This is a genomic window from Clostridium aquiflavi (genome assembly GCF_031344075.1).
GTDB classification, from domain to species: domain Bacteria; phylum Bacillota; class Clostridia; order Clostridiales; family Clostridiaceae; genus Clostridium; species Clostridium aquiflavi.
Genome location: NZ_JAVJAN010000059.1, coordinates 1 through 12,273 on the forward strand (window position 1 = coordinate 1; position 12,273 = coordinate 12,273).

The following is a 12,273-nucleotide window of genomic DNA, read 5'->3' on the forward strand; positions in this document are numbered from 1 at the left end:
TCTGGAGCTGCTTCTCCTTCATATACATAACCACATACTGTACAAACAAATTTTTTCATAATTTAATTCCCCCTGTTTTCTTTAATTTATACACACTCTTTAATTTTTATATTTAATCTATTTATTTTTCTTTTGTTGTATCTCTTCTACAGTTATTATTATATAATAGTAATTATTACTTGTAAAGAGTTTTTTATAAAAAAAATAAAATAAATGAAATTTTTTATATTCCATTTATCTTTAATTACTTTGCTTTGCTTTACTTATATATTAACACTGTGCTAAAACACAGATTAATTTTATTTAATAACAATTATTTTTATGGAAATTTATTACAATAGTGATATAATGAACTTATATTAATTTATTAAGGAGCATTTTTTTGTTTGGTTATGTTACTCCATTAAAAAACGAATTAAAAGTAAAAGACTTTAACATTTTTAAATCTTATTATTGCGGACTCTGTCATGAAATCAAAAAAAATTTTGGGAATATTCCTAGAATAACATTAAATTATGATATGACATTTCTAGCAATATTATTTGATTCATTAAATGATAATAGTATAAATATAAATGAATTTAGATGCTTATTTCATCCTGTTTATAAAAGAACTATTTTGTTTGATAATAAATCTTTATCTTATGCTTCATTTATGAATATATCTTTAAATTATTACAAATTATTAGATGATTCTGAAGATGACTGTTCATTAAAAAGCAAATTAGAAGCTTTTTTTCTATTACAATATAAAAATAAATTTCCAAAATCAATAAGTTCCATTAATACAAAAATTAAAACAAACCTTAATACTTTAAGTTCCTTAGAAAAAAATAAGAACTTTAACTCTATAGATGAAATATGTGATCCATTTAGTACATTAGTCGGACATATTTTTAAAGACTATCCCTATACTTTAAAAGACGATTCTTATAATTTAAGAAATACACTATATACTTTGGGATACTCTCTTGGTAAATGGATTTATCTTATAGATGCATTAGATGATTTAAAAGATGACATGAACAAAAATAAATTTAACCCTATAAATTTTTTATATAATGAAAATAATCTTACTTACACAGAGCTAATTAAAATTATTAAACCTAAAATTGAATTTTTAATTTTAAGTTGTGCTTGTTGTTGTAAAGATAATTTATCTAAACTTACTTTATATAAAAATGAAGATATTTTAAAAAATACACTCGAATTAGGATTAATCCATAAATATAGTCTAGTAATACAAGACTTAGATTGTTTCTTAAATAAACGTTAATACTTTACTATAAAAACAATTGATAGCAGACTATATTATAATTAAATTCACACATAAAAAGATAAACAATTCTATTAACAAACAAAATTGTTTATCTTACACTCTAAATTATTTATTTTAAAACAAACATTTTATAAACCATTTTCAATAATTGAAAAGTAACTATCATTATAATTATCCATGTTATAGACATTAATCCATCTTTTAATATATTACATATTTTTTTATCCATGATACTTTTCTACTAGGTCTTTTAAAAATTTAACTGTTTTTATAGGTGCTCTACCAATAGAAGTTTCTCCTGCTAATAAAAAACCATCAACTCCATTTTTAATAAAATTATATATACTTTCCACTTCACTTACACATGGCATTTTTCCACTTTTCATATTATCTAAAATGTGTGTCGCTATTATAATTTCCTTATTAGTATATTCTTTTACTCTCTTTATTATAAATTCTTCATATATAGGTGTATCTTCTATGGAAGTTTCAGCTATTAAATCACCCCTTCCTATCATAATTCCATCTACTTTAGCTATTATCTTATCTATATTTTTTATTCCCTCTAAAGTTTCAATTTTAGCCCATATTTTAGGATTATACTTTTCTTTTTTATTTAAATTTACAAATTCTATTATTTCATCTATGCAATCATCACTTTCAACAAAGGATTGACATATTATATCTACTTTATGTTCTATTCCAAATTTGATATCCTCTTTATCTTTTAAGTTAAGCTTTATTTTACTTCTATCAAAACCCTTTATATTGCATCCTTTGCCAGCTCTTACAACTCCACCTCTTACAGTAATTGCCTTTAAAAAGCCCTCTTCTTCTCCTAATATATTAAATATCATAGTATTGTCTTTAATACTTATTTCATCATACTTATTTTCCATTAAAATATTATTATTTATATTCAAAGGAACTATTTTATCATTATTTTTTAGTTTTTGATTTACTTTTTTATATTTATCTTCGCCACAAAAATAAACTTTTTCCTCGTCATATATTTTGTATACACCACAAAGTTTATTAGACACTCTTATTTTGCTTCCACATAAATCTAATATTATAACTACATCTTCTTTTATTGCCTTTGCCATTTCAATATATTCTAAAAACTCGTTACTACTACCATGTGAAAAATTAAATCTTAATGAATTTGCCCCGCTATAAAATATATCTTTTAATACTTTCTTATCCATTATGTTAGGTCCTACTGTAGCAATAATATGCATATATCCTCCTTTAAATTATTATCTCTTTGTATAATTCATACTCATTAAAATTATAAATATCACAATAATAAATTTATTTTATTTAAAATTACATTTAATTACTCCATACAGCTTTGCTTATACATATATCAACACTCTACTAAAATATGTCCTTAATTTAAATTTCATAATATAAAAACTGGAGTTCTAAACATGATTAATTTGAATAAATTTATTAAATAAAAGTAATTTTTAGGAGGTTTATTCATTGAAAAAATTTATTGTTATCTTACTAATTTTATTAAATACCACAATTATGATGGGCTGTAGTTTATCAAATGCTAAATACATAAATTTTTCTAAAAAACCTAATAATCATTATTATACTGAACAGCTTACAAAAAAAGTATTAAATAATGAAGAGTTTTCACTTTATGTATTTGATAAAAATTTATATAAAGAAATTAAAGTTACTGATGATGAAAAACTTATAGTAGAAAACTTTTTAAATAGTTTAATTACTGATAATTATTTAGAAACTTCTGATGCAATTAATGAAAGAGAACCTTTTAGAATTAAAGTAATATTTAAGGATAATATTTTTTTAATAAAAGTCTTTAATTCAAATCTTATAACTTTATCACCTTGGGATGGTAATTATACAGAAGATATAGTATCAATGGAAAATCTACCTATTGGATATAATTTATTTAATTTCTGCATTCATACTGAGTCTAAGCCTATTGAAAAATAAAATAAATGGATATTTCAAAATAACAACTTTAATTTGGAATATCCTCTTATTTTATAAAAATGATTTCAAAATCTTCATAATTATTGTATAGTATTCTTATATTAATCGTATTATATTGTTAATTCTAATTATATTTTAGTACAGACTAGTTAATGTAGTTTTTATAATTTTTTAAAGAATAAAAATAATTAATTTAAAATTATATAACAGAAAGGAGTTTATATATATGTATAAAATAGATTTCCATGTACATACTTCATGTTCAGATGGATTATTATCTCCTGTTGAAGTGGTAAAACGAGCTAAACAAAATTCTGTTTCTTACTTAGCAATTACAGATCATGATACTTTATCAGGATTGGATGCTGGAATAAAATGCGGTAACGAATTAGATGTTAAAATTATTCCTGGAATAGAATTATCTACTCAGTATAATAATGAAAGCATTCACTTACTTGGATTTTTTAAAGATAATAATTACAATAATTCTGAACTAATAAACGAACTTAATAAAATTAAAAATCATAGAATTATAAGAGCTAAAGAAATTATTAAAAAACTTAAAACTGAATTTAACATAATAATTAATTTTGATGACGTATTATCTAATGGAAAAGATACTATAGCTAGACCTCATATTGCTAGAGCAATAATAAATGCAGGTTATCCATACGATAACGAATATATCTTCCAAAACTTTATAGGCAAAGATTGTAAAGCTTATGTTCCTACTCTAAAATTATCCACTAAAGATGGTATATGCCTTTTAAAATCATATAATGCATTAGTGTTTTTAGCTCATCCAAAACTTATAAGCAATTCCAAAATTGATGAGTTTTTAAAAATGAATTTAGATGGATTGGAAGCATTTTATTTTCAAAATACAAAAGAAGAAGAAGAGAAATTCATAAACATAGCTATAGAAAATAACTTATTAATTTCTTGTGGTTCTGATTTTCATGGTAATTTAAAAGATGACAAAAAACATGGTGATATTGGAAGCATGACTATGCCTTCAATTTACTTAGAAAACTTTTTAAGTGCTTTGAATATAAAATAATTATTACTTAATTAATAAAACAGAAAAGGAACTACTCATATTGCATTTTAAGCATTATGAATAGTTCCTTATATAATTAAACCATTAAAAATTTATCAAAAAATTACTATCTCTTTATATGAACTATACTATTTTTATTTCTATGCTTCTATTAAAAAGGCTCTGTAACCTCTCATAGTTTCATATATATCTGCTTTACTTGCTAATTCCCATGGTGCATGCATATTTAAAAGTGCTACTCCACAATCTATAACTTCCATATTATATTGAGCTAAAATGTATGCGATAGTTCCACCACCACCAGCATCAACTTTTCCAAGTTCTGCTGTTTGAATAGAAACATCGTGCTTTTCCATTATTCTTCTAAGCTCAGCCATATATTCTGCATTTGCATCATTACATCCTGATTTTCCTCTAGCACCAGTGTATTTATTAAATACCATACCTCTACCAAAGAATGCTGAATTTTTCTTTTCCATTACTGATGGATAATTTGGATCAAATGCTGCACTTACATCAGAAGATAACATCTTAGAATTGCTAAGACATCTTCTTAATTTAATATCAGAGAATCCTTCAACTTTATCAAGAACTTCAGCAACTATATTTTCAAAGAATTTAGATTGCATTCCTGTTGCCCCTATGCTTCCTACTTCTTCTTTATCAACTAAAAGGCAACAACAAGTCTTATCGCATTCATCAATATCAAACATAGCCATTAATGAAGTATATGAACATACTCTATCATCATGACCATAAGCCATAACCATACTTCTATCTAAACCATAATCTCTTGCTTTTCCTGCTGGAACTATTTCAATTTCAGCCGATAAAAAGTCTTCTTCTTCAAAATCATATTTTTCTTTTAATATTTTTAATATATTAGCTTTAACACTGTCTTTTTCTTCACCTTTTAAAGGCATACTACCAACTAATACATTTAAATCTTCTCCTTCAACTACTTTATTTCCTTTTTTAAGTAATTGATCTCCAGATAAATGTACTAATAAATCTGATACTCCAACAACTGGATCATTTTCGTCTTCACCAATACAAATATCAATTATTGAACCATCTTTTTTTACTACCACTCCATGTAGAGCTAAAGGTAATGTAACCCATTGATATTTCTTAATTCCACCATAATAATGAGTATCTAATAATACCATTTCATTATCTTCATAAAGTGGATTTTGCTTTGCATCTAATCTAGGTGAATCAATATGAGCGCCTAAAATTTTAAGTCCCTTTTCCATAGATTCTTTACCAATAATAAATAAAGCAATAGTTTTTCCTTTATTATTAGCATATACTTTATCTCCAGCTTTTAAAGTTTCTCCATTTTTTATTATATCATCTATGTTTTTATAACCGTTACTTTCTGCCATCTTAATAACTTCTTTTACACATTCTCTTTCAGTCTTACATATAGACATGAAATTTTTGTAACCATCACAAAAATCAAAGATTTCTTTTACTCCCTTTTCCTCATACTTATTCCATACATTCTTGTTGTTTTTTTCTGATTTCATATTTAATCCTCTCTTCTCTCTTTTGATAAATTTTACTTTAAAGAAAACTTATCATATATTTAAATAAACTTAGTTTAAATTTTAAGCTTCATCACTTACTGAACTCATTCTATTTTCTATTATATCAACAGGAGATACTTTAGACATCAATGAATATCTGTAGTTAACTGCTGCTGCCTCTATTATTACAGCAATATTTCTTCCTGGTCTAACTGGTACAGTTAATTTTTTTACAGGAATTCCTAATATGTCCATATATTGATTGTCTATTCCTAATCTATCATAATCATTGTCATCTTTCCAGTGTTCAAAATGCATTATTAGTTTTATTTCTTTTTCTTCTAATACAGAACTTAATCCATAAAGTTGAGTAACATCAATAATTCCTATTCCTCTTACTTCTAACATACCAATTGTTATCTTAGGTGAACTTCCTATCAATGTTCCATCACTTTCTCTAATATCAACAGCATCATCAGTGATTAATCTATGACCTCTTTTTATAAGTTCTAAGGCTGTTTCACTTTTTCCTATACCACTTTCTCCAGTTATTAATATTCCAATTCCTGAAACATCAACTAATACCCCATGTAATCTAGTTTCTGGAGCTAATTTATCTGCTAGATATAGTGTTATTTTACTTATAAGTTTTGTTGTTACAGACTTACTTCTTAATACCCATATATTATTCTTTCTTGCTTCTTTAATAAATTCTTCATGTGGCTCTAAACCTCTACTTATTATTAAACAAGTTATATTAAAGCTTAAATATTTTTTAACTCTTTTCTTTCTTACTTCAATTTGCATATCTTGTAAGAAGCTCCATTCAGCTTTACCTATAATTTGTATTCTTTCTGGAGCAAAGTAGTTATAAAATCCTGCTAATTGTAAGCCTGGTCTATTTACATCATTTACTTCGATTTTTATATCTTCATTTCCTTCAACTAATACTTCTAAATCAAAATCATTTATCAATCTTTTAACCGAAACCGCCACTCTCCATCATTCCTTTTATTTATTTTTCAGTTCTATACCATCTAATTGAGCTCTAAAGTTTTTCTTTACATTATCTATGTATCTTTTTCTTAATTTTTGTTGTAACTCCTTCTCTTCTTCTGTTAAACTTGCCTCTTTACTTTTCTTATATAATAAATTAATTTGTTCTATTACTTCTTCTATTTTCATATTTTCAATCTTCACTTTAAAATACATCCTTTCTCTTTCTATATCACTAATTTTACCTATTTTTAAAAATATAATCAACAAAAAAACTTACGACATTATTTTTTATTTTATTGTGTAATTTTAAACATATTTATTATACTGATCATTATAAATTGCTTTGAAAATATACATTTTTTAGTTTTTTCTGTAAATTTTTAAGATAATTTTTTTCTTGAATTTATTTCTTTTTTTGTACTTTATTTCTATTTTTGTAATATTGTGTATTTAAACCTCATTTTCTTGGTAATTAATGTCGGTAATTGTATAGCGAAATCTTTTTACAAAAGGCTACATTTTGTTTATAATTAATTTACATAAATTACTTAATTGACCTAAAATTCAATTTACTGCTTAAGAAAGTATACATGTGTTATTAGTTTAATAATAAATAATATAAGAGGTGATATAATTGAAAATTAAAGATTTGCTAAAATTAAAAAGAAAAATTATCATTAGAAAAAAATTGCTTAATTTCTTATTAGTTTGGTTTAATCCAAGAAACACTTTAATGATTGTTTTATCTAAAAATTTAGACAAGCATATTGCAAAATATCAAAAAATACTCTCTCTACAACATAAACACCAAAAATATAAATTAGATATGGTTAGATTAGCAATTGCTTAATTTAACTATAAAAATTATTATTACTCTCTTTAATAATTAACTTTTATATTAAATTAATAAGTCATTGATATTTAGTATTTAGAATATTAATTCCAATCTAGTAATCAATGACTTATTATTATTAAATTCACTCTTTATTTATAAATTAATCTATACTTTAAATTATCTATAATTGAATTTTACATTTTTTACATATGATTATTTTTTATTCTTTAGGGGTACTCACTACACCTTTAAAACATAGTATTCTAGAAATTATCCACAGATTTAAGATTTTTATAATTTACTAAAGAATAAAAAAACACCTCATAATGAGGTGTTTTAATTCATAAACAATAGCTCCCAACATGCCGTTTACTTACATATTCATACCTGCGCCTCGCAGGTGGGTTAAGTTCAACTTAATTTTGTCTTCTTCTGTAAATTAATTTAGAGAAGCCTGACAGACATAAGTATGTCACAAATCCCGAAAATGTCATGTAGGTTGAATATAATAAGCTATGCGAACATCTTAGGAAAACTACACTTTTATTATATCATAACTTCGTTTTAATTCAATAGAATTATTATACTATTATTTATTTTTTTTAATCATTATAATCATTTAAAACTTCGTCTAAATCTACTTCACTATCACATTTAGCGAATGCTGCTATAAACTTTACGTATCCCAAATTTCTAGTCTCATTTTCTACTTGCCTATACTTTCCTTCAACATCTAAATCTTCCATAGAATCTTCTATTATGCTTTCTATATTATCCATAGCAATATCTTTTAAGTAAGGCATATAAAAATCATTGTACCACTCATCACTCTCGTCATCAAAATCACATTCTTCATTGGCATAATTTTCAGCTGCATCTATTTCTTCTTTATCAAAATCATAAAAGAATTTAATTAGTGCATATTCATCAGTTTGACCTATTTCTTCAATTTCAGATAATCCGTTTTTTTCTAAATAATCTATTATCTCAGAACTTTTCATTTACTATCCTCTCCTAATATAATAATTTTTTATATTCTTTTTTTATTGCTTCAAATTCTTTATCATCTTCAACAATATTTAACTCTTCCTTACCATCCTTATCTGTATCTACTCTAAATGCAAAAATATTAGCATCTTCTGATGAATCATCAACTGGTGATAGTAATAGATATTCTATTTTATCTAAATAAATTCTAGCTATTGCTTCAAAATCAACCTTATTTCCAGTTTCATCTTTAAAAGACATTATCTCTTTTTCTTCCATTTTGTTCACCTCTTAATTTTTTTATAAAATATATAAGTTTATAACATATAACAAGCTTCCATAGTTGCTATTATTATATGCACTTTTATTTTTAATGAATATACTTTTTTAATTATTTTCCTCAATTAAATGAGTTAATGAATCAAGCTTTAAAATATATTCATAATGTAACGCTCTAGTTAACATAACATATAATAGTCTTTGATCTAATATATTATTTTGATAATTTTCCTTACTTGGATTATATATAATTGTACAGTCAAATTCTAATCCTTTAGTTAAGTAAGATGGTATTATAACATTATCCTCTAAAAAGCAAGTTTCTTTTCCTTTTATACGTTGAAATTTATATGCACTGTTATTCTTTAAAATCTTTTCTACTTTTTGTGCTTGCTTAGAGTCTTTAGTTATTATAGCTATACTAATTTTACCTAATTCTCTGATTTTTTCAATTATTTTATCTATAATTTTGTAAATATTTTTTTCACTTTCATCAAATTTAATAATTTTTGGCTCTTCTCCATGTCTTAATACAGCTTTTGCATCTTTAAGACCTAACTTTTGAGCCTTCAAAGTATGCTTTGCAAAATCAATTATTTCTACTGTGGATCTATAGCTTTGAGTTAATTGAACATAAGTTGCTTTATCTTTAAACAAGTCTTTAGTTATGTCTTCCCAACATTTCAACCCTTTATAATAATAAATTCCTTGAGCTAAGTCACCAACTAGAGTCAATGAGTTACCTTTAGAAAATGAATTTATTAAATGTATTTGAAATGGACTATAATCTTGTGCTTCATCTACAACTATATGTTTAAACTTTTCTTTTTCATCAATTCCTTCTAATAAATTTCTTATATACAAAAGAGGTGCTAAATCATCTTCATCAATAATCTTATTTTCATGATTAATTAAAAAATCCGCTTTCATAAAATCTAATAATTCATTAGAAATATCTTCTGGTCCTATAAAATCAAAAAGATCGTCAGTAAAAAATTTATAATATATATCACTAACGCCTATACCTTTCCAATTTTTAAAATACTCATTAAATTGTTTCTTATAATTTTTTAATATATGATTTTTAATTTCATCTCTCTTATCATATTCTTCTACTAATAGCCTTCTTCTTTCAACCAAATCTTCACAAGTATTTTTTATATTTTTTATTTTACTTTCCCATCTAAAATCAATTGAATACAATAAAACCTCTATTTTTTCTTTTATTTTCAAAGATAAATATCTCTTAATTTCGTCTTTTCTTTTATTTATAGCATAAGATTTTAAATCTTTTAAATATAATTTAACTATTTCTTTTTTTTCAAAAATAATATATCCATCTATAGTTATATCTTCTATCTCTCTTGTACTACTATCTACTAATGCAATATATTTATCTATCATATTTTTAAATTCAATAGAGCCTTTAAAACATGCAGATCTTATTATAAAATTTCTTTTATTATCATCATCTTCTTCCATTATGGCTCTAAGCTTATCATCCTTACTATAAATTTTTCCTTTAAGCTTAAATTTAGATTTTACAAGTTCTTCAAATGTGTTTTGTTGCACTTCTTCCGCACCTAAATTAGGCAATGTTTCGGATATATAGTCTAAAAATAATTTATTTGGTGCTAATACTAATATATCGTCTCCGTTCATACTGTCTTTATATCTGTAAATAAGATATGCTAATCTATGAAGAGCTATTGTGGTTTTTCCAGATCCTGCTGAGCCCTGAACTATTATTGGAAAATTCTTAGGCCATCTTATGATTTCATTTTGTTCCTTTTGTATAGTAGAAACAACTTCTTTTAACTTTTTCCCTCTACTCTCTTCAAGATTAATTTTTAAAAATTCATCTACTAGTTCTGTTCCTTCTTCTCCATTTATCATTAATTCATTTAATGAATCATCAAATATATCTTTAATTTTTCCCTCATCAAATAAAAACTTTCTTTTAAGTAACAGTTTTCCTTCAATTAATCCTGCTGGAGCTTTGTAGTATGCTTCTCCACCAGTTCCACTATAATATAAATCAGCTATAGGTGCTCTCCAATCTACTACAACTTCTTCACCTCTTATATTATTAGTAATTCCTTTCTTTCCAATATATATATTTTCTTCAAATCCAAATTTTTCTGCAAAATCAACTCTACCAAAATACGGTGTTTCAAGTGCTTCTTCATATCCATCTATATCTTTTTGTAATACACCATATATCTTTTCAGTCGTTTCCTTTTCTTCATTATAACTTCCCTTGGACTCTTTAGATAAATATCTAATCTTTGCATTTACTTTTTCTCTATTAATTCTTTTTTCATTTAATTCTTCTAAAATTAAACTTCTTTTTTCTTCTAATACTTCTTCTTCATATAATAATTCATTTTTCATACTTTACCTCTTATAAAAATAACTTAACATATCAATTATATCCAAATATTAATCATAATAATATAGTATATTTAGTAAATTATAAAAACATTGGCTTGTTTTAACAGAGTTTTTATATATATATAAGTAAAGTGAAAACGTTAAATCTAGAATAAAGAGGTATTCTAAAACTTTTTAGAATACCTCTTTATTGCTTATTATGTTTTAAATTTTTGCTTTTATATCTTTATACTCAAAAAACTCCCCAAAAACATGATATATGTCTGTCTTTCTTGCTTTTGACATAGCTTTTGCTAATGAATACGCAATTGCTCCATCTATAAAGTGATGTATAATAGTTCCTACTGCTGTAACTATTAATAATTGAAAAGGATCAAGTCCTATAAATGGGATTACAACTATCATTTCTGCTATACCGTGAACAGGTGCTGTAATCATTGTAGCTTTTTTATAATTTTTACTTTTCATAATAATTTTAGCTCCAACATATCCTACAAGTATATGTGTTGCTGCTCTAAATACTACTACCATTGGCATACCTGACATTAAAAAACCTAGTGTTGAACCAATCCCTACTACTATAGATACCGCTGGCGATATAAGCATTGCTAGCATCATTGGTACATGAGAAGCTAATGTAGCAGTAAATGGTGGCATTACTATCTTTAAGAATCCAAATTGTATAGGTATTATTATCGCTAATGCAGTTAATAATGCTGCATAAACCATTTGTTTAATTTTATTATTCATCACAAATCCCCCTTTTGGTGTATATACATTAGTATACTATTATATGTTGCTTATGTAAACTTAGTTTTTAAGTTTTTTATTTAAGGATCTGTTTTAAATGTGTGTTGATATATGCAATAGGTAAAGTGGCATTGTAATTGGACTTTGAGAATCCTTAATGAGTATTGTCACATTTACTGCTTGT

13 protein-coding genes and 1 other RNA gene are annotated in these 12,273 nt (G+C 24.7%); 4 read left to right on the forward strand and 10 right to left on the reverse strand.

Annotated elements, in window-relative coordinates; translation table 11 throughout:
* Positions 1–59, reverse strand: a 59-nt coding sequence (locus RGC78_RS16170; protein ID WP_350339625.1) for a rubredoxin-like domain-containing protein, incomplete at its 3' end; no start/stop codon positions are given.
* A 323-nt stretch (positions 60–382) separates the two neighbouring features.
* On the opposite strand from RGC78_RS16170, the gene RGC78_RS15055 reads away from it, so the two are divergent.
* Positions 383–1,276, forward strand: a complete 894-nt coding sequence (locus RGC78_RS15055; RefSeq protein WP_252213690.1) for a DUF5685 family protein — start codon at positions 383–385, stop codon at positions 1,274–1,276.
* A 224-nt stretch (positions 1,277–1,500) separates the two neighbouring features.
* Here RGC78_RS15055 and RGC78_RS15060 read toward each other — a convergent pair whose 3' ends face one another.
* On the reverse strand, positions 1,501–2,520 hold the full coding sequence (locus RGC78_RS15060) for a pyruvate kinase (RefSeq protein ID WP_252213692.1): 1,020 nt from the start codon (positions 2,518–2,520) through the stop codon (positions 1,501–1,503).
* Between the two features lie 247 nt (positions 2,521–2,767).
* Between RGC78_RS15060 and RGC78_RS15065 the strand changes: the two genes are divergently transcribed.
* Both RGC78_RS15065 and RGC78_RS15070 read left to right on the forward strand, forming a co-directional pair.
* A complete protein-coding gene (locus RGC78_RS15065; protein WP_252213694.1) occupies positions 2,768–3,253 on the forward strand; it encodes a DUF4883 family protein in 486 nt (161 codons plus the stop codon).
* Between the two features lie 226 nt (positions 3,254–3,479).
* Positions 3,480–4,313 (forward strand): PHP domain-containing protein, encoded by an 834-nt coding sequence (locus tag RGC78_RS15070; protein ID WP_252225396.1) that lies wholly within the window; start codon positions 3,480–3,482, stop codon positions 4,311–4,313.
* 140 nt (positions 4,314–4,453) lie between these two features.
* Here RGC78_RS15070 and RGC78_RS15075 read toward each other — a convergent pair whose 3' ends face one another.
* The 3 genes from RGC78_RS15075 to RGC78_RS15085 all read right to left on the reverse strand — a co-directional run bounded on the left by RGC78_RS15075 (position 4,454) and on the right by RGC78_RS15085 (position 7,045).
* Positions 4,454–5,845 (reverse strand): aminopeptidase, encoded by a 1,392-nt coding sequence (locus tag RGC78_RS15075; protein ID WP_252213698.1) that lies wholly within the window; start codon positions 5,843–5,845, stop codon positions 4,454–4,456.
* Between the two features lie 81 nt (positions 5,846–5,926).
* The gene (hprK, locus tag RGC78_RS15080; protein WP_252213700.1) at positions 5,927–6,841 is read right to left on the reverse strand and encodes an HPr(Ser) kinase/phosphatase; all 915 of its coding nucleotides are present in this window, start codon (positions 6,839–6,841) and stop codon (positions 5,927–5,929) included.
* Between the two features lie 15 nt (positions 6,842–6,856).
* On the reverse strand, positions 6,857–7,045 hold the full coding sequence (locus RGC78_RS15085; RefSeq protein WP_252213702.1) for a DUF896 domain-containing protein: 189 nt from the start codon (positions 7,043–7,045) through the stop codon (positions 6,857–6,859).
* 433 nt (positions 7,046–7,478) lie between these two features.
* On the opposite strand from RGC78_RS15085, the gene RGC78_RS15090 reads away from it, so the two are divergent.
* Positions 7,479–7,694, forward strand: a complete 216-nt coding sequence (locus RGC78_RS15090) for a hypothetical protein (protein ID WP_252213704.1) — start codon at positions 7,479–7,481, stop codon at positions 7,692–7,694.
* A gap of 335 nt (positions 7,695–8,029) precedes the next feature.
* Here the strand turns inward: RGC78_RS15090 and ssrS are convergent.
* The 5 genes from ssrS to RGC78_RS15115 form a co-directional block, all read right to left on the reverse strand.
* Positions 8,030–8,215, reverse strand: a non-coding RNA gene (ssrS, locus tag RGC78_RS15095) — 6S RNA.
* A 66-nt stretch (positions 8,216–8,281) separates the two neighbouring features.
* The gene (locus RGC78_RS15100; protein WP_252213706.1) at positions 8,282–8,680 is read right to left on the reverse strand and encodes a hypothetical protein; all 399 of its coding nucleotides are present in this window, start codon (positions 8,678–8,680) and stop codon (positions 8,282–8,284) included.
* Positions 8,681–8,693: 13 nt separating this feature from the next.
* Positions 8,694–8,945, reverse strand: coding sequence for a DUF1292 domain-containing protein (locus RGC78_RS15105; protein WP_252213707.1), 252 nt, complete (start codon positions 8,943–8,945; stop codon positions 8,694–8,696).
* Between the two features lie 108 nt (positions 8,946–9,053).
* Positions 9,054–11,339: an RNA polymerase recycling motor HelD gene (gene helD, locus RGC78_RS15110; protein ID WP_252213709.1), complete on the reverse strand. Its 2,286-nt coding sequence runs from the start codon at positions 11,337–11,339 to the stop codon at positions 9,054–9,056.
* A gap of 204 nt (positions 11,340–11,543) precedes the next feature.
* A complete protein-coding gene (locus RGC78_RS15115) occupies positions 11,544–12,089 on the reverse strand; it encodes an ECF transporter S component (protein WP_252213711.1) in 546 nt (181 codons plus the stop codon).
* Positions 12,090–12,273: the final 184 nt, after the last annotated feature.